The organism is Planococcus donghaensis MPA1U2 (assembly GCF_000189395.1).
In the GTDB taxonomy this organism is placed as follows: domain Bacteria; phylum Bacillota; class Bacilli; order Bacillales_A; family Planococcaceae; genus Planococcus; species Planococcus donghaensis_B.
This window is the reverse complement of record NZ_AEPB01000033.1, coordinates 13,754-32,787: the sequence shown is the minus strand read 5'-3', so window position 1 is coordinate 32,787 and position 19,034 is coordinate 13,754. Positions and strand designations below refer to the sequence as shown.

The 19,034-nt window shown below is 40.3% G+C and carries 14 protein-coding genes; 1 reads left to right on the top strand and 13 read right to left on the bottom strand.

Features of this window, described 5'->3' with window-relative positions; all coding sequences use genetic code 11:
- Positions 1-135 precede the first annotated feature (135 nt).
- From GPDM_RS10175 to GPDM_RS10165, 3 genes are all read right to left on the bottom strand, one after another.
- Positions 136-5,676, bottom strand: a complete 5,541-nt coding sequence (locus GPDM_RS10175) for a pullulanase (RefSeq protein ID WP_008431124.1) — start codon at positions 5,674-5,676, stop codon at positions 136-138.
- A 207-nt stretch (positions 5,677-5,883) separates the two neighbouring features.
- Positions 5,884-6,078 carry a hypothetical protein gene (locus tag GPDM_RS10170; protein WP_008431123.1) on the bottom strand — a complete coding sequence of 65 codons (195 nt, stop codon included), beginning with the start codon at positions 6,076-6,078 and terminating at the stop codon, positions 5,884-5,886.
- Positions 6,079-6,242: 164 nt separating this feature from the next.
- On the bottom strand, positions 6,243-6,941 hold the full coding sequence (locus GPDM_RS10165) for a Crp/Fnr family transcriptional regulator (protein WP_008431122.1): 699 nt from the start codon (positions 6,939-6,941) through the stop codon (positions 6,243-6,245).
- 34 nt (positions 6,942-6,975) lie between these two features.
- Between GPDM_RS10165 and GPDM_RS10160 the strand changes: the two genes are divergently transcribed.
- Entirely contained in the window at positions 6,976-8,121 is a 1,146-nt protein-coding gene (locus GPDM_RS10160) for an aminotransferase class V-fold PLP-dependent enzyme (protein ID WP_008431119.1), read from the top strand.
- A gap of 85 nt (positions 8,122-8,206) precedes the next feature.
- Here GPDM_RS10160 and GPDM_RS10155 read toward each other — a convergent pair whose 3' ends face one another.
- The 10 genes from GPDM_RS10155 to GPDM_RS10110 form a co-directional block, all read right to left on the bottom strand.
- A complete protein-coding gene (locus GPDM_RS10155; protein WP_008431118.1) occupies positions 8,207-8,683 on the bottom strand; it encodes a DUF3830 family protein in 477 nt (158 codons plus the stop codon).
- Between the two features lie 15 nt (positions 8,684-8,698).
- Positions 8,699-9,841, bottom strand: coding sequence for an NAD(P)/FAD-dependent oxidoreductase (locus GPDM_RS10150; RefSeq protein WP_008431116.1), 1,143 nt, complete (start codon positions 9,839-9,841; stop codon positions 8,699-8,701).
- Positions 9,828-10,823, bottom strand: a complete 996-nt coding sequence (locus GPDM_RS10145; RefSeq protein ID WP_008431114.1) for an ABC transporter ATP-binding protein — start codon at positions 10,821-10,823, stop codon at positions 9,828-9,830. The genes GPDM_RS10150 and GPDM_RS10145 overlap by 14 nt, the downstream gene beginning before the upstream one ends.
- The gene (locus GPDM_RS10140; protein WP_008431107.1) at positions 10,824-11,813 is read right to left on the bottom strand and encodes an ABC transporter ATP-binding protein; all 990 of its coding nucleotides are present in this window, start codon (positions 11,811-11,813) and stop codon (positions 10,824-10,826) included.
- Between the two features lie 14 nt (positions 11,814-11,827).
- A complete protein-coding gene (locus tag GPDM_RS10135) occupies positions 11,828-12,895 on the bottom strand; it encodes a M24 family metallopeptidase (protein WP_008431106.1) in 1,068 nt (355 codons plus the stop codon).
- 67 nt (positions 12,896-12,962) lie between these two features.
- Positions 12,963-14,639: a peptide-binding protein gene (locus tag GPDM_RS10130; protein ID WP_008431104.1), complete on the bottom strand. Its 1,677-nt coding sequence runs from the start codon at positions 14,637-14,639 to the stop codon at positions 12,963-12,965.
- Positions 14,640-14,651: 12 nt separating this feature from the next.
- A complete protein-coding gene (opp4C, locus tag GPDM_RS10125; RefSeq protein ID WP_008431102.1) occupies positions 14,652-15,563 on the bottom strand; it encodes an oligopeptide ABC transporter permease in 912 nt (303 codons plus the stop codon).
- Positions 15,564-15,590: 27 nt separating this feature from the next.
- Positions 15,591-16,550, bottom strand: coding sequence for an ABC transporter permease (locus GPDM_RS10120; protein WP_008431101.1), 960 nt, complete (start codon positions 16,548-16,550; stop codon positions 15,591-15,593).
- Positions 16,547-17,734: a M24 family metallopeptidase gene (locus GPDM_RS10115; protein WP_100069887.1), complete on the bottom strand. Its 1,188-nt coding sequence runs from the start codon at positions 17,732-17,734 to the stop codon at positions 16,547-16,549. Before GPDM_RS10115 ends, GPDM_RS10120 begins: the two co-directional genes overlap by 4 nt.
- Positions 17,679-19,022 carry a M20/M25/M40 family metallo-hydrolase gene (locus GPDM_RS10110; RefSeq protein WP_008431097.1) on the bottom strand — a complete coding sequence of 448 codons (1,344 nt, stop codon included), beginning with the start codon at positions 19,020-19,022 and terminating at the stop codon, positions 17,679-17,681. The genes GPDM_RS10115 and GPDM_RS10110 overlap by 56 nt, the downstream gene beginning before the upstream one ends.
- Between the last annotated feature and the right edge of the window lie 12 nt (positions 19,023-19,034).

Below are 19,034 nucleotides of genomic sequence, written 5' to 3'. Positions count from 1 at the left end.
AACTTACATTTATGGTTAAGGGTAGTGAGAATCTGTTCTTTTTTTGCGGAAAATCTAGCCAAATAACTCTACATTTATTAAGTGTTAAAAAACCTCTTACCAATTAGGTAGTCCCCAATTGGCAAGAGATTCATCTTAACGCTTCTCTTTTTTCTTCTTTTTCTCCTCCACTTTAATGACAATCGTCGTCAATGGATCAACTTTCAACGTGTCTTTTGATAACGTAAAGCCGGATGGTTTCGAGACTTTTTTGGCTCCTGCTTCGTCGTTATCTACGACAATTTCACCGTTTGAGAAATCGTAGTCGCTTAATGTAAACGTACGGGCTTTGTTGTCCGCATTGACGAATACGTAGTAATTTCCTGTGTTGTCGGTGGATTTATTTTCGTACGCAATGACTAAGTCGGAATCTTTCATTTCCGGAATATTGAGTAGAGAAACATTTTTGTCCACTAGCTCTTTTTCTCCTAAGCGGAAAGCGTCAGTCGATTTTCTTAACTCGATCAAGCCTTCTGTATAGGTACGCGTTGTGTTGTTAACGGCAAAGTCTTTTTTGTTTGTTGCTTTTTGCCAATCAAACTGATTGATGGCATCGGAAGAATCATACGAATCATGGATAAAGTAGCCGAATGAGTTGCCCGTTTCATCTTTTAATTCGTGGTATTTTTGCTCAGGGACGCCCTCGCCAAACCATTGCTTTGTCCGGCCGTATTCTTGGCCAGCATGGATAAAGGCGGTTCCTTGAGACGTTAACACGAGCGAGTTGCCGATGCGAATGCGTTTGTGAATTTCGAGATTGTTTTCCGGAATTGCTGGATCTTTTTTAATCGATTGCGCAATCACGTCATAAAGCGGTAAATTGTCGTGTGCGGCGATATATTGAACCATGTCGCCCGGATCGTCAGCGGCCGTATTCGATGGTTGGCCTTTAATGTTATTGAAAATCGTAGCTACGTTTCGTGCCCCACCTGTGATAAATCGCGGTTCGCCTTCAGAGCCAAAACCAGATTTCAGTTCGTTTCGCATTTCGTCTGAAAAGACGCCTACGTCATCTGTTTTGTCCATCCAATCTTGATCAGCACCCATTCCGGCAAGGTCTGGGTCTGCAAGATGCCCGGCAAACGTTCGCCATCCTTCTCCGATGAATAACGCATCTGGATTGATGGCAGCTGCTGCATTGTAGGCGTTTTGGATAGACGGATACGTAGCGTCGCCCATCATATCAAATCGCATGCCGTCAATTTTGTATTCATCAAACCAATACTTTACAGAGTCGACCATTAGTTTTTCAGCCATCGTATGGCTTGTTGCTAAGTTGTTGCCAAATCCGCCAAGGAAGTTGCCTTTATCGTCTTGATACGCGTAATAATCTGGCACGATGTCATTCAATAAACTCGTTTGTGCCGTATGCGTATAAACCACATCCAACACCACACCCATGTCTGCATCATGAATTGCATCGATCAATGCTTTTAGTTCTTTGACGCGCAATTCAGGATCGGTCGCGTCTTGTGAATACGCACCATCTGGCGAGAAGTAATTGTGTGGATCATATCCCCAATTGTATTCATTGCCAAGAGCGGAATAGTTTTGTTCTCTTTCACCCATTTTCGTTTCATCGCCAAAATACCAAGCCATCACTGGCAGCAATTGAACATGGGTAACGCCAAGCGATTTAATGTAATCCAATTTGTCGATAAACGCCGTGTACGATCCCCATCTCGATTTCAATTTCTTTTCAATAGAAGGATCTGCGGTAAAGTCACGAATATGCACTTCGTAAATCACGGCATCTTCTCGTTTTTCATAGCCGTCAATTGATGCATGACTGAAACCTTTCGGGTCTGTCCCGCTCAAATCGACAATCGCGGCTTTTCCTACTTTGTCTCCGTCTGGACCTGCTTCACCTTTTGTATTTACCGTAAACGCCGCCATCGATTTAGCATACGGATCTAATACGTTTTTCGTAACGCCGTCATTTGTCACTTCGTATTGATAGTAATACCCTTTTAAATCTTTCACACCTAATTCGCTTGGTGCAATGTCCCTTGACCAAACACCTTGATCGCCAAGTGATAATTCGATACTGCCAAGTAACGTCGTCGCATCTTTTTTATCATAGAAATTCGCGACGACTTTGCTTGCTTTTGGCGCCCATAACTTCAATGTCGCGTGGCCTTCTTTATACGTTGCGCCGAGGTCATCGCCGTCATAAGCAAATGTCTTATCCAACATTCTCCACCCGGTAGTAGCTGACACCGTTCTGCCGGCATACGTAACGGATAGTGGCAATTTGTCTAATTTAAATTGCGCTGTAACTTCGACGGTTTTGTCTCCTGTAATTTTTGCCGCTTCTACTCCAACAGCTGCGCCGCCCGCATCTTGAATCGTTAACCCAGCTACTAATTTTTCAGAAGTTAAGCCATCTGTGCTATTAAACCTTAAAAGCAGTGTATTTTCTGAAACAATTTCAGCTGACCCAAGACCTGATGCGACTTCATCATAAGGAGAAACGTACACCGTATCGTCTCCTTGTTTGATCCATAAGTGATTGAATTTATCCAACAAGTTGAATGATTTATCGCCTGCATCTTTTTCTTGCGTTTTTTCATTGACTACTAAAAACCCGATTTCTTTTGCAGCTTCAGTTAACTTGATATCAGCATAGGCACCGTAACGATCTGTTCCATCAAAATTGACCGCGCCTGTTGGCCAGTCTTCTGAAGGAGACGCGACATCGCCCCAGTTCCATATGCCAAAGTCATCGTAATCTGCCGCATCACGCGTGTAATGAATGCGAACAGTATTTGCTGGCAAATCTACAGGTTCGTACGTATACACTTTGTCTGAACCTTGCTTAATCCAAATTTCATTTGCTTGTGGCGAAGAAATCGTAAAGCCTTTGTCTCCACCGTCTTTGCCCGCGTCACCCGCGGTAATGTCCATTACAAGAAAGCCGATATTTTTCGCGCCGTCAGCTAATGGCACGTCGATATAAGCTCCGTAACTATCGGTTTTTTCAAACATCGTCGCCCCTACTGGCCAGTTTGCAGAAGGAGACGCAACATCATTCCATAGCCATGCCCCGTAGTTTTTATAAACATTGTCTTCGCGCTTATAGTGAATGCGGATATTGTTTTCCGGTACTGGTTCAACCACTACTTCACCGTTGTCTTTCGCAACACCGGTAATATTGCCTCCATTAACCGTCAATAACACCGTACCGCCATCTGCTTTTCCTGGAAGTGTTAGGTTTACTTTTCCTGCTGTTGCTGTATATTCCGTACCCGAATATGCATCGGTCACAACAGCGTCTGCAGAATCCACGGTTAAAGTCACTGCTTTGCTTTCTTCTGCTACGTTTAGACCAACGTAAACTTTTTGGTCTTGATAGTCACGAGAAAACAAGAGGAATTGATCTTTATCAGATCCTCCAACAAGCGTGCGTTCACCTTTCGCAAACACTTTCGAATAATCTTCTCTAAAGTTTAAAATTTTGGTGTAATGCGCCAAAACCTCATTGCCTTCCACTTGATCCCACGCAAAATCATAACGATTATCGTATTGCGGATAATTATTAGCTCCTGTTTGGCCAAGCTCTTCTCCGTAATAAATCACAGGTTGGCCTTTTGCTGTTGCTTGAAGAGTCGCTGCGACTTGTAACTTTCCTTTATCCCCAGCAAGTGAATGAAGGAACCCTTCTTCGTCATGGCTTCCTAAAAACTGCCCGAGTGTTGCCGTGTTATCCAATTTCGCGTTTCGTGCAGTAAGAGACGCGTTAGCTGCTTCTAAACTGCCGTTCACAAATGAACGAGCTGTTTCTTTAAAACCAAAGTCTAATAGTGAATCCATCGTGCCCGTTTCAAGATAGCCTAACGTATTGTCCACTTTCGCGCCCCAAGCTTCACCGATCATTTTAAATTCCGGCATTTTTTCCGTTAAAGCATTTTTAAACTGCATCCACGTCGCATCTTCTACGTGTTTCACCGTATCCACACGGAAATAATCGATTGTATTGCCGTTTTCTGTCGTGGCTTTTTCAATCCAATCGGTTTGCCAATCAATAATTTGTTTGCGAACGTTTGGATCTTCTGTGATAAAGTCTGGAAGTCCCGCTAGTTCACCGACCACTTCATCTGTACCTACGTCCGCCCCTTGACGAAGCAAATCACTAAACCTTGCCCGGTCGGCATCTGATGGATAGCCCGCTGGCGGGTTAGTGATCGAACCATCAATTTCTTTTAAGCCGTATCCTGTGTGATTGACCACCACATCGACCATAATTTTCATGTTGCGGTCGTGTGCCCCGTCAATCAGGTTATGAAACTCTTCCATCGTGCCAAAATGCGGATTTAACTCTCCAAAATTATTGGCCCAGTAACCGTGATAGCCATAATACGGTTCTGACGTTTCGTAATAACGAACATCGTATTTAATGTTTTCTACAACCGGACTAATCCAAATTGTATTAACCCCAAGCTCATCTAAATAATCCAGTTTTTTTGTAATGCCTTTAAAATCGCCACCTTGGTACGTACCACGCGACTCCTTATCGTAATTTAAATCGTAAGGGTCGTTATTAGATGCATCCCCATCAAAAAATCGGTCCGTTAACATAAAGTAAATAACCGACTCGTCCCAGTCAAAATCTCCTTCTCCGACCGACTGTCGAGTTTTCACTTCTACTTCTGCCGTTCCTTTATACAAATTGCCATAAGAATCCGTCACTGTTAACGGAATCGCCTTTAAACCTGCCGCTATATCATCGTCTACGGCAATCGAAATTTCTTTTAAGGTCGGATCAATTTCTAGTTGAGCAGATCCACCTAAAAGAGAAGTATCCGCAACAATTTTTGAAAGTTGAACGTCTTCTGTTATCCCTTCAATATCAACAGACAACACCGCGTTTTGATTGGAATCGATGGCTGCGGGTGCTACAGTGCCGCTCACCGTCAAATCCGCTTGGTTAAATACAAGCGTCGAAACACCGTCTACCGTATTGTAAGGATCCGTAACTTCCGTTGTCACACCCGCTTTTGTCACGAGGTATGTATAAGGATGTTCACCCGTCGGAATATCATTTGCTAAAAACACAAACCGCTCATTTTCCGGTTCATACGTCATTTCATGCGTCTCGCCATCAAACTGCAATTCCACTTTTTCAATGGTATTCATCGCGTCCGTTGCGAAAAGCTCTTTGTCTCGGTAATAAAACATGGCGTCTCCGTTATCGATAACAGGCGCCGACCCATCCGGTACAATGCGAATCTGTTCTTTTCCACTTGTAACAAAAGCTTTTGTTAAAGAATCATTTTTATTTACCTGGATAAAGCGATCTCCAAATTCTTTTTGGGCTGTATTCCAATCTTCGGTGCTGCGCAAAACAAATCCAAATTCCTTCGTTTCTGGCGCTACCGCAATATGAGCTACAGCTACCCCGCCGTCATACGATTCAAAATTGATTTGATCATTAACTCTTCCTGTGTTCCACGCCCAAATATTCCAATCCCCGTATGTTTGATCTTCGCGAATATAAGACAAACGCACTTCTCGATCATTCGTCGCTGTCGAATCTTCCGCCTGTACCGGTTGAACTTGAACAAACGGCGTCCACGTACCCATTACTAGCAATAATGCCATTACCATTAAAAATTTCTGTTTCCATTTCTTGCTCATCTTCACGCTGTCATCTCCCTTTCTATTTGCTTTAGAATAGCCTGTAGATTGACAATACACCCTCCTTTTATGAGTGAGACATCTCTTTCTGATTTTTGTGCAAACGATTGCACAAAAGGGCGAAATCGCTTATGTCTTTTGATGAGCGATGGCTTCTGGATGAATAAATTCAGAATTGTAAGCGTTTTCAAATTATTACTGGTAATTTTACATCAAATTTTTGTAAACAGCAACATAAAATGTGAATTGGGTATTTTGGGGGAGTGTGGTTTTAACCCGGGTGTATGTGATTCTTACATGAAGTTTTTTCTTTTTAACCCGGGTGTTCGCAGCTCTTACATGAATTTTTTGCTTCTTTACATGAACTTTTTCTTTTTTTACTGAGTTTTCTTCTTCAACCAAAAAACTGCATCTCCCCGACAATTTGACCATAAAAATAACACTTAGGCTTCTAGTAAGCACTAAGTGTCACTTCAATTTATTTTGTTCAAACAATAATCTCGTTATTATATGGCTAGATGTAAAGTAATTTACATACATCTACCATTTTTATTATTAAAATGAAATTAGTCAAACTGATCTTTGCTAAGCTCGTTTAATTCTTTAATATCGTTAATTATGTAGTATTTATTATCTTTAAAAATGTAGTTGTTATCTTCAAGCCATTTCATGTTTTTGGCAACTGTCACTCTAGTAGTCCCTAACAAATTGGCCATTTCTTGTTGGGTGAAAAGAATTGTAAGCTGATGCTTATTTCCTTCTTGTTTTACTGAATACTTTAATGCAAGTTGGATTAGCAAGCCACAAATTCGGGGTAAAGATTTCATATAGCTGAGGTGAAGAGATTGCATGCAAAGAAGGCGATACTTTTTAGTGATTAAATCCAAAGTTTGTAGAATGTATTCGGGTTTTTGTGCAATAAAGTGGAGAAAATCATTTCTAGATATTTTCTGCAATCTTACTTCAGATGCGCAGACAGCGTTTGTAGAATGTATTGAATCTTGGCCTAAGCAACACTCACCAAGTATTCCGTTTTCTCCTATAATTGATAAGGCTTTTTCTTCACCGCTAGAAGATATTAAATACAAGCGCACTCTTCCTGAACGAACCATATAGATAAATTCTCCAGGTTCATTTTGGTTGAAAAGAATGGTGTTTTTCTTACAACTTACTTCAGTTCCATAATTCGATAAACTGTTCCAGTCATAAGGTAATTTATCAAACCAAGGATTTAGCAACTCCAGTTCTCTCATATTATCATCCATAATTTTTCACTCCAATTTGAAAGGAAGTTATTATATGCAAAACTACCGAAAAGATTTCCCGACATTAAATACGTTGACTGTATTATCTAGCTGTTCACAAAGCGCCATGTCCAACAAAGCTTTAGAAGCACTTAAGGATTATCAAGAAAGTTTAGTAGGTTCGGGTATGGATTGGATTGAATGGATGAACGTCACCAATTCAGCTAAACGAAAATTTGCTGAATTAATTAATTGCGATGTTTCAGAAGTTGCAATCATGGGATCAGTGTCAGATTGTATTTCTTCTATACTACACTCATTACCATTGTCATGTAAAGACGTCGTCACTACTGATATGGATTTCCCATGTATTGGACAATCCATCCTGGCTCAGCAAAAAAAGCAAGACTTTTCCATTACATACATTCCTGAAAAGGATGAAAAAATATCCATTTCTTACTATAATAAGTACATTACTGAGAATACGAAACTAACGTGTATTCCGCATGTTTCTTACTACAATGGCTTTAAACAAGACTTAAAAGCTATTGCAGACATCGCTCATAGTAAAGGCTCTTTACTTTTTGTTGATGCTTACCAATCAGCTGGCTCTGTAACGATTGATGTACAAGAAACAGGTGTAGATATTTTAGTAGCAGGCATGCAAAAATACCTTCTTGGTATTCCAGGTATTGCATTTATGTATGTTCGAAAAGAGTTAGCAGAAACTTTAGAGCCTTCAACAATTGGCTGGTTTGGTCAAAAAAATATTTTCGGCTTCCACCACGACCTTTTAGAATATGGTGAAGGCGCGAATCGCTTTAATACCGGAACTCCACCAGTAGTTAATGCGTATGTCGCTAATGCTGCGTTAGATTATATTTTATCTATTGGTACAGATAAAATTGAAAGTTATTTAAACGAACTTTCTGCTTTCACACTAGAAGAAGCACAAAAACGAAACTTGAAGATAGCCAGTCCTTTAACCGTTGCAGATAAGGGTCCAACAACCGCAATATACTGTGAAGATGGCAATAAGATGGAGCAATTATTGAGATCTGAAGGCATTATTCTTTCTGCCAGAAAAGATGTGATTCGTCTAGCTCCACATCTATATAATACAAAAGAAGACATCATCAAAGCGTTAGATGCCATAGAACGTTTTTTACCTGAAACACTTGCTCTTAAAGTAATGAAATAAAAAATGGAAACACCTTCGGATTAGGGATGACTTACATCAACTAATCCGAAGGTGTTTTTTTGTCAACGAAACGAGCAATCAGCTTTTACTCTTCAATACTTAAACTCAACTTTTGCTGCCCACCGGTTAACGTTAAGTCTCCCATTTTTGCTAGTTTCTCTAAATCTTCATTTACAACGCGGGCGAATAAATTTCCTGGTAGCCAGCCCATCGGGAAAAAAGTTCGCGCATTGCTGCCATAAAATATTCCCACATCAAAAATTTTTGATGGTATTCCTGCCCAAGCGTATTTTGGCATATAAGTAAACAAAATATCCCCTGGCTGTGGAAAGCAGGTTAAATTCTCTTTTACCTGCTCACCTAATTCGGAATCTTGAAACAAGGTTTCCGCTAATTGAACGCTAATTTCTTTTCCTGTATACATCGCGTGTTTCCCAGTAGTGTCATAAGCGCTAGATAAAACGCTCATTAACTCTTTAGTTGTTTTAGGTGCTTTCTCAGTGAGCAATTCAGCTCTCACTTGAATATCGCTATTATGAAAATGAATAATTAAATTTGGCATGTTTTTCTCCTTTCTTTAAACGACACTTGGTTCTAAAATAAGTTTGTTTTGAACAAATCTTCTTAAGTTTAAAGAGGATACATCAATTGTTGCTTTCTCACCTAACACAATAGAAGAAACAGAATCGCCAATGGCTGGTGACATCATAAATCCATGTCCACTCATTCCAACAGCTAAATAATAATCCCCTAGCTCATCAACTTCACCAAGAATCGCTTGATGATCAGGTGTGCTATCATACGTGCCATCGACATGTGTTCTAAATTCAACGTTTTCCATAGGCGGGAACAATTCCATTCCGACTTCTGCTGCTTTTGCTTGAAAATCGAACATAGAATATGGAGGTTGCAAGTCTTTTCCAATATAACTACAATAAATGGTGCCATCTGTTAATTGCTTTGCTGCGAATCCTTTTTCAAAGCTTACGAGTAACGGTTCTAACACACGTTCTTCGACACGGTTTGTGTAAAGAATTCGACGTTTTTCAAATGTTATCGGCAACTCTACACCAGCTGTTTCACTCAAACGCTTCGAGCCAAGCCCTGCGGCATTCACAACTTTATCAGCTTGTATCGTTCCTTTGTTTGCCGTTTGGACACCTACGACCTTGCCACCTTCTACCACAATTCCTTCAACTTCATCCGTCACAAACTTCACGCCTTTTCGTTTGGCTGCATCAGCAAAGCTTTGTGTGACGTGATAAGCATCATCTACAAATCCGTCTGTTTTGCAATACGAGGCTGCGATAAAGCTGTCTTGGTTTATATTAGGGATTAACCGAGCAACTTCTTTTGGCAGTAATACTTCTGTTGGGATTCCTAAACTATTTTGGAGCTTTACGTTTTCTAATGAGTTTTGCCATACTTGGTCTGTGTGGAATGTATATAAATACCCCACTTCTCGGTATTTGATTTCATGCTCAGGGTGGAGGTGCTCGTTAATCGTTCGAAAAAATTTTGCCGACTCTCTGGACATTACACAATTGATTTCGGTTCCCCATTGTTGGCGAATTCCTCCAGGGCAAATTCCTGTTATATCAGAAGCGATTCCCCCTTTATCAATTACCAATACATTGCTACATCCTTTTTCTGCTAAATGATAAGCAATCGAACAGCCGATAATTCCAGCACCTACAATAACAACATCATATTTTTCCAATAACTTCTCCTCCTACTTCATATAAATGGCATGCGACAAAATGATCTTGTCCAATTTCTGTTAATGCTGGTTCAACTTCTCGGCATTTATCCATTGCAAATGGACAACGTGTGTGAAAACGACAACCGGAAGGCGGATTAACTGGACTTGGAATATCCCCTTTTAAAATAACCCGCTCTCTTCGGTTTAGTTGACTTGTTTCTGGAATTGCGCTGATTAGCGCTTTGGAATAAGGGTGCAACGGCTCTTTGAAAAATGCGCTTTTGTCACCAATTTCCACGATCCGACCTAAATACATGACAGCTACTCGATCAGATATGTGTTTGACTACACTTAAATTATGAGTAATGAATAAATAAGTAAGATTGTATTTTTCTTGAATGTCTTGGATTAAATTTAGCACTTGGGCTTGCACAGAAACGTCTAAAGCAGATACAGGCTCATCCATGATGATCAGTTTTGGTTCAACTACTAATGCTCGAGCGATGCCGATCCGTTGTCTTTGCCCGCCTGAAAATTCGTGCGGGTAGCGCTCTAGATACATCGCATTTAGCCCAACATCGCTGATTACTTGCTTGATTTTTTCTTCTCTTTGTTGCTTTGTTAATGTTGTATGAATTTTGATGGGTTCTTCTAAAATATCTTTTACTTTCATCCGCGGATTTAAAGAAGCATAGGGATCTTGAAATACAATTTGCATATCTTTTCTTAGCTTTTTCAAATCCTTCGCTTTTAAGTCATATAAATTGGTTCCATCTAACACTACTTTTCCTTCCGTAGCTTCAATCAACCGCAAAATGGTTCTGCCAGCAGTAGATTTACCGCAGCCTGACTCACCTACTAAACCTAATGTCTCACCTTTATTAATCGTAAAACTAATGTCATCTACCGCTTTAACAAATTGTCTTTCCCCGCCAAACAATCCTTCTCGTTCCAAACCAAACCATTTTTTTATGCCGTCTACTTCTAGTAAGGTGCTCACTTAATGTGCCCCCTCAAATTCATACTGTTTGGTATACATCCAACATCTAACTTGCTTATCTTTGACCGGTAAAAGTTCTGGTTCTTCATCAATACATATTTGCTTGGCGTGAGGGCATCTTGTATGAAAGCGACAACCTTTTCGCAGTTCCGTCGGATGAGGGACTTGTCCTGGAATCGGATTTAGGCGGTCAACTTCATCAAACATACTCGGGATGGAGTTTATCAGTCCGACTGAATACGGGTGAAGAGGCTTTGAGAAAAATGATTCGACTGTAGCATATTCGACGATTCTTCCTAAATACATAACTGCTACTTTATCGGCAACTTCAGACACTACTCCTAAATCGTGTGTGATTAATAAAGTGGCCATTTCAAATTTAGTTTTTAATTCTTTCATTAGTTCCAACACTTGTGCTTGTGTAGTAACATCTAAAGCTGTTGTAGGTTCATCAGCGATTAATAATGCCGGATTACATGCCAATGCCATTGCAATCATCACGCGTTGTCTCATTCCTCCAGATAATTGATGCGGATATTCATCTACTCTTTTCTCTGCTAGCGGAATGCCTACAAGTTTCAGCATCTCAATTGCTTTTTTTCTTGCTTCTTTCTTTTTTAACTTACTGTGTAAGATTAGTACTTCTGTAATTTGATCTCCCACCGTAAATACTGGATTTAGTGAAGTCATTGGTTCCTGGAAGATCATTGAAATTTGATTGCCTCGCATTGCTCGCAATTGCTTTTCATTGTAATTTAAAATATTTTCACCTTTGAATAAAATTTCACCATCGATAATTTTCCCAGGTGGCTTTGGAATTAGTGATAATAGCGACAAAGCAGTTATACTTTTACCGCTCCCAGACTCACCTACTAACCCCAGTGTCTCTCCTTGGCTAATATCAAAGCTGACTCCGTCGACAGCCGGGACTTCTTTGCCTTCAGCGTAAAAATAAGTTTTCAGGTTTTTTACCTCAATGATTTTCGTCATCTAAATCCCTCCAGTCAGCCTAAACAAATCTCTCTTGGTGTTTGTGTTAGCACCTCACAGCCGCTTGAATCGACTAAGACAATGTCTTCAATTCGAACTCCGTATCGATCTGGAAAGTACAGTCCTGGCTCAATCGTGAAAACCATGTTTTCTTCAAGAGCTCCTGGACCTTTCTCAACGACACGCGGGTATTCATGAATTTGGAGACCAACACCGTGACCTAACCCTCTCAGGCTATACTTTTCGACTCCTGCTTTTCTAAATAAGCTTCGGTGAATTTCATCTAAATCACTAAGCTTTACTCCAGAAGCTACTGCATCAATGGATGCTTCTAATGCGTTTAATGTTAAATCGAAGATAGTCGATTCTTCATTGGCGATTGGACCAAATTTAATGGTGCGCGTCATATCTGACATATAACCTTCGTAGTTCAATCCAAAGTCGATCAACGCCATTTCACCACGCTTTAACTTTCTAGCAGTCGGGATGGCATGCGGCAAAGCCGCTCGTTCACCAAAAGCAACTATTGTTCCAAATGCAGCTCCTTCATGCCCTTCTTTTGCCATCAAATACTCTAGTTCGACTTTTAACTCGACTTCCGAAATTCCTTCTTTGACATAAGGTAAGACTTTGGAAAAGGCACAATCAGCTCTTCTAATTGCTTCTTTCAACAGAACAATTTCTTCAGACGTTTTGACGGCGCGTATTTGCAAAATCTCATTGCCTAATGGAATCCATTCGACAGAACCTGCTGCGCTTTTGTAAAAATCGAATTCTGAAACGGTTAGACTATCTGATTCAAAACCCACTTTGCCAGTAAGCGTTTCTTTTATTTTTTTGGCATTAAATTGTTTTATCGCTTCACGTGAAATGTCAATTTTGCATTGCGGTGATTGTTGTTGAGATTGAATTTCGTATCGTTGATCTGTCCAAAGAAATGTATCTTGTCGTGTGACATAAACAAGTGCATTGCTGCCACTAAACCCGGTCAAATAGCGAATATTTTCAAAGCTTGTTAACAAAATACCTTCTAATTCCAGTTGATCCATCAGTTGATGAAAGCGATCGTTTTTATTGCTCACACTAAAGCCTCCTTTATAACTATGGAGATAGCGCGGCAATTGCTCCCGCGCTACATTTCATTGCGTATTAATCGGTAACCGACCAGTCTTTTGCATTAAATGTTGCGCCTCTAAAGTCAGGTTTGAAACCTTGTACACGTTTGTTTGCTACGTGTGGGGCATTTTGTTCATAAAGCGGAATCCAGATTTCATCTTCTGCTAAGATTTTGCTAGCTTCCCAAATGTATTCTTGGCGTTTATCAAAATCTAATTCTTGAGATTGTTTTTCTAACAACTCATCAACTGTAGGGTCTGAGTAACCAACAAAGTTATAACCATTTGGTGGCTGATAAGATGAGCCAAAGTAACTTCTGTATTCATCTGGATCGGCTTCAATGCCAAATCCTAAAATGTATGCAGAGAAATCTTCTCCTGTAACTTCACGTTGACCGCCATTTTCATCTTTTGGCAACAACTTAGTAACTAACGTTGGGAAATCAAGTGAACGAATTTCTGCGATTACGCCAACTTTTTCCCACATTTGTTTCAGAAGTACTGCAGATTGCTCGCGCTCTTTTGTTCCTGTAGGAACTTCAAAAGTAAAGACAAGTTCTTTTCCATCTTTTTCGTAAATCCCTTTGCTATTTTTTTCATAGCCTGCTTCTTCGAGTAATTTCGCTGACTTTTCAACGTCGTAATCGTAGATTGGTAGGTCTGGGCTATGTGACCAATGACTAGATGGGAAAATATCATCTGAAACGTTACCGTATTCACCAAGCACAGACGTTGCAATGTTTTGTTTGTCCACCGCATGAGCTAGCGCTTGTCTAACTTTCACATCACCAAAATGCTCTGCTTTCGAGTTGAACCCAACGTAATAAACACTCAATTGGTTTTGTGTAACAACTTCAGCAAAGTCCAAACTTTTAACTGAAGGCGTTTCTGCTACAGGAACAGTCGAAATATCGACATCTTTACTAATGAAAGAAGCTAACATTGTGTTTGCATCACCGAAGCGTACAAGCACTTTATCTAAATTCGGGCTTCCTTTAAAATAATCTTCGTTTTTCGCTAACTCAATATATTGTCCAGTTGTCCATTCCACAAATTTGAATGGTCCTGTCCCGATAGGTTCACGGTTTGATTCGTGTTTTGCCCATTCACCAGGGCTTACATCCCCTAATATATGTTTAGGCAGAACCCCAACAAACAATCCGGAAATAAATGGAGCAAATGTTTCTTTAGTTGTAAATTTAATCGTTAAATCATCTACTACTTCAATTCCAGTGATCGACTCTGCATCACCATTTTTATATTCTTCAGCACCTTCAATTGGCTCTGAACGCCAATATGCACCACCATCATATGTTGGGTCGGCTAAAGCAGTAAATGTAAATTCAACATCTTCAGCAGTAAAAGGCTCGCCATCGTGCCACGTTACTCCTTCAGTCAATTTAAAAGTATAGGTTTTATTATCTTCAGAAACTTCCCAGCTCTCTGCTAGGCTTCCGACCATCTTCAATTCCTCATCAGGAATGACTAATGAATCGTAAACCATATGTGTCACGTTCGTATCAGAAGTTGTAGCATAAATCATTGGATTTAAATTTCCTGGCTCACTATTAAACGCAACCGTTACCGTACCACCAGCTTTTGGTTCTCCTTCAGTTGCAGACGTAACCGTTTCTACATTCGCTTCGTTTCCTGAACACGCCGTGACAAATACCATTACCAATAACAGCAATACTAGTCTGAAAAATTTCATCTCATTACCCCCTCAGGTTTTTTTAGTTTTTGGATCTAGTGCATCTCGTAAGCCATCTCCTACAAAGTTTATACATAAAATAGTTAGTAAAATCGCCAATCCGGCGGGTATCCAAATCCATGGTTTAAACTGTAAAACCAAAATAGAAGTGGCCTCATTCAGCATATTTCCCCAGCTTGGAACAGGCTGTTGAACACCGACTCCGAGAAAGCTTAAAGCAGATTCGGTTAAAATCGCTTCAGCGGTTTGCAATGTTGCCTGAACGACAATCGGCGCCATAATATTCGGCAAAATATGCTTGGCCATAATGATAAGATTGTTTTGTCCCATCGCTCTTGCTGCCTCAATATATTCGGTCTCCCTTATTCTCAACACTTCTCCTCGAACTAGCCGCGTCATGGTTGTCCAACTGACCAATCCGATGATAATCATGACGTTAAAAATACTTGGCTTTAAAATCGTTGCGATTGAAATGGCTAAAAACAATACAGGGAAACAAATTACGATATCTGTTAACCTCATAATTGCAGTATCTACCCATTTGCCATAATAGCCCGCAATAATTCCGAGGATGACACCGGTTATAGTGGCGATCAATACAGCAGCAAAAGCCACACTCAGTGATACTCTTGCCCCATATATCAATCTGCTCAGCATATCTCGTCCAAGGCTATCAGTTCCTAATAAATGATCTGCCGAAGGACTGGCATGCACATCATAGGTGCCTAATTCGTTTACTTGAGAAACATAAGGATCGTAAGGTGCAAGAACTGGAGCTAATAAAGCTACGAAAACAAACAAACTTAGAAGCACTGCTCCAAATACAGCCAATTTATTTTGTTTAAATCGTTTCCACGCGTCTGTTTCAAAAACACCTTTCTTTTTTGGTTTGATCTCAATCTCCTGTGCAAATTGCTGAGTCATCCTATCCCTCCCCTCTGTATCTCTTTTTTAATATCGGATTCGCGGATCTGCCCACGCATACATAATGTCAGCTATCAAATTTCCTGACATAACTAAAACCGAGGTAAAGAGATTCAAGGCCATAATGACAGGGTATTCACGGGCTACAATACTTTGGATGCCTAGACTGCCCATTCCTGGCCAGTTGAAAATATATTCAGTGATATATGCCCCGCCAAAAAGAAACGGGATGGAAAGACCAAAAATTGTAATGACCGGGATTAATGCATTTCTCAAAGCATGCTTCAAGTTGACTTTGTTTTTATCCAAGCCTTTTGCATTTGCTGTTCGAATATAATCTTGATTTAGCACTTCTAACATGCTGGACCTTGTAAATCTCATAACAACAGCAATTGTTGGAAGGGCTAAAACCGTAGCTGGCATGATGACGTGTTTCAAATAATCGCCTGCTAGCGCAAAACCTGTATAATCAGCTCCTATCGTCAACATTCCAGAGGTCGGTAGCCATCCTAGTTTCAAGGCAAAGATGAAGATCAATCCTAAGCCAAGGAAAAACGAAGGAATCGAAATTCCGATAAATGAAAATACAGTCAACAAGTAGTCGCCTGCTTTATAACGGTGAGTAGCAGAATAAACGCCCAACGGAATTCCGATAACAAAAGCCATGACAAATGCGCTTCCTGTTAACAGTAAAGTGGCTGGCAATCTTTCTAATATCAACTCACTAACCGGCTGACCTGTTTTTACGGTGTACCCCAAATTACCTTGCACCACTTCTTTTATCCAATTGAAATATTGAATATGAATGGGTTCATTTAATCCCATGCTATCTCTCATTTTTTGCATTTCTTCCGGAGAGATTTTTGGATTAATCATTGTTTCCATTGGATTTCCGGGAGCCAATTGCATAATGGCAAATGTCATAATCGTGATACCAAGTAGGATAGGAATCGATTGGATTAAGCGTTTTATAATGTATTTCTTCATGATCCTCGCCTCCATGGTATGGAGATTAACTGATCTTGTCTCCGACTGAGCCATTCCGCTCCGTTGTCTGTGATAACCACATTTTCTTCAACGATAAAATGAATACCATCTTCCATAAAAATAGTCGGCTCTATTGTAAAAACCATGCCTGCTTCAAGCTCCCCATAAGGAGATGAGCCGTACCGCTTCCAAGCAGGACCGAGTAGCACCCCACCATCATGGACATCTTGTCCAATTTGATGACCAGTCGCATGTGAAATCTCTGGATACGATCGCTCGATATACAAATTCCTTGCTATTGCATCAATTTCTACACCTTGTTTTCCCGGGTTCATTGCCTCTTTGCATTTGCTTATGGCTTCATATATGGTTTCAAATGTATCCCTTATCCGTTGAGGAGCCTCTGTTTCTCCTTCTTTTAAAAAGTAAACCGTTCGCGCAATATCCGAAACATATCCATTAAATACTGTACTAAAGTCAAAAATCACGAGGTCGCCTGGTTCAATCACCGAATCACTCGGCGGACGATGCGCAATATTATTCTTCATCACAATCGGTCTGGACGGTGTTCGATCAATTCCATTGACTAAATCTCGCTTTAACATTTCTGCGACAAACAAGTCACCTGCTTGTTTCTCTGTTAATCCAGGTTTCAACTTTGCAAAGACAGCATCATAAATGTCAATCGTGTCATCAACTGCCTGCTGAATGTTTTGCAATTCTGTTGCTGATTTGATGCTGCGAAGTTTTGTTAAGAACGGTTCGGATGACACCAATTCAAGTGGATCTAACTTTTCAAAAACCTTGATCAACCAACGATATCTCCCTGTAGTCAATCCATCTGCTAACGGTTCTTCTACAGAATAATTTAACGCAACTTTCTTCAAAGCCAACTCATTCATTAATTCTTGCAAGCTTTCTTCTAAGCTGCCAGGATGTTTGATGACTTGATTAAAAACCCCACTTTCTTCAATATCTTGTGCATCGATAGAGCTGCATATGGCATAACTGCCTTGGTCTGCAGTAAACAAGAAAATACCTGGACCGACTGTTGCTACTCCTGGAACTAGCGGTAAACAAGGATCACTGCTTTCACTTGCATAAATTAGCCATGCATCTGCAAACCCTTCATTCAGATACGAAATTGCTTGGTCGACTTTCTCTTTTTGTAACGACAATTTCATCCCCCCTTTTTTGAGCCATCGGAACAATGGTTTCCCACAACAATTCGAGACCATAATCGAAAGAATCTAATTCAATTCGCTCATTTTCTTTATGGACTCGCTTTAAAACTTCGATAAATGGGATTTTCACTGGTGAAATCCCGTAAATATCTTTTGCCAGTTGACCGATAAAACGACCATCAGTTTTTCCAAGAGCCGTAAATGGTAGAACTTTTAACGGGTAGTTCATATTGGCACTGTGTTTTTCTAATTCACTTAGTGCAGAACTGTCAATATTACTTTCGTAACCTTGTTGGAAAGAAAGCAATTCCCAGCTAACGGATTTCGAATCGAGTACCGTGCTAAGTTGTTGTTTTAGTTCTTGCTCAGTTGTCATCGGTAAAACTCTGATTTCGATTTCTGCTTCAGCGTAATAAGGTATGACATTGATTTGATTGCCTACATTGACGTTTTGAACAGTGACCGTTGGAAACATCATGTAATCTCTCATTTGAAATAGAAAAATCTCGTTTTCATCGGTATGTTCTTCTTTCGTTAATACCGCTTCTAAATGTTCTATATAATTAGATAAAATTGGATATTGGGGCGGGTTAAATGTCTTTTGCAAAATATTTGTTAAGCTTGCGAGTAAATGAAGCAATGCTTGATCCGAAGGGGGTGCACCTGCATGTCCTCCCTCACCATTCGCTTTGACTTTAACTGTAGCCGTCCCTTTTTCACCAGCCGCTACAAACATATAGCGCTGCGCTCCTACTTGTGAGGTAAACCCTCCACCTTCTGAAAAAATCGTGGCATTTTTGAAGCAATGCGGAATCTCATTTACTAAAAACCCCATACCTTCAGCACTGCCATTTTCTTCGTCTGCCGTTGCTAAGAAGATTACATTTTGCCGTAAACCGTTAGCTTGAGCTTGTTTTTTCAACTCGACCATGACGCCTGCATGCATGGCTGTTAGCTGTTTAGTATCAAGAGCCCCTCTTCCCCACAGCACGCCATCTTCGACTTTCCCGCTAAAAGGAGGATGCACCCAGTCTTTTTCTCCCGGTCCAACAACATCTAAATGAGATAGTAAGACAATGGGATCGGTACTAGAATCTCCATCTAAAACGGCAATTAAATTTGCTCTACCGTGAGGGCTGTAAAGAATTTCAGTATGGATATCATATTCTGCAAAAAACACTTGTAAAATCTCTGCAGCTTCGATTTCATTTGCCAATTCATTGCTTGTATCTGCTCGAATTAACTCTGTTAAGAGCCGGTGAACTCTTTTTTTAACTAAACTGTCCATGATATCCCCCGT

What these genes read in the sequence shown, in the direction of transcription:
- GPDM_RS10175 (WP_008431124.1), bottom strand. Translation starts at nt 5,676, where the DNA reads ATGAGCAAGAAATGGAAACAGAAATTTTTAATGGTAATGGCATTATTG.
- GPDM_RS10165 (WP_008431122.1), bottom strand. Translation starts at nt 6,941, where the DNA reads ATGGATGATAATATGAGAGAACTGGAGTTGCTAAATCCTTGGTTTGAT.
- GPDM_RS10160 (WP_008431119.1), top strand. Translation starts at nt 6,976, where the DNA reads ATGCAAAACTACCGAAAAGATTTCCCGACATTAAATACGTTGACTGTA.
- GPDM_RS10155 (WP_008431118.1), bottom strand. Translation starts at nt 8,683, where the DNA reads ATGCCAAATTTAATTATTCATTTTCATAATAGCGATATTCAAGTGAGA.
- GPDM_RS10140 (WP_008431107.1), bottom strand. Translation starts at nt 11,813, where the DNA reads ATGACGAAAATCATTGAGGTAAAAAACCTGAAAACTTATTTTTACGCT.
- GPDM_RS10130 (WP_008431104.1), bottom strand. Translation starts at nt 14,639, where the DNA reads ATGAAATTTTTCAGACTAGTATTGCTGTTATTGGTAATGGTATTTGTC.
- opp4C (WP_008431102.1), bottom strand. Translation starts at nt 15,563, where the DNA reads ATGACTCAGCAATTTGCACAGGAGATTGAGATCAAACCAAAAAAGAAA.
- GPDM_RS10120 (WP_008431101.1), bottom strand. Translation starts at nt 16,550, where the DNA reads ATGAAGAAATACATTATAAAACGCTTAATCCAATCGATTCCTATCCTA.
- GPDM_RS10115 (WP_100069887.1), bottom strand. Translation starts at nt 17,734, where the DNA reads ATGAAATTGTCGTTACAAAAAGAGAAAGTCGACCAAGCAATTTCGTAT.
- GPDM_RS10110 (WP_008431097.1), bottom strand. Translation starts at nt 19,022, where the DNA reads ATGGACAGTTTAGTTAAAAAAAGAGTTCACCGGCTCTTAACAGAGTTA.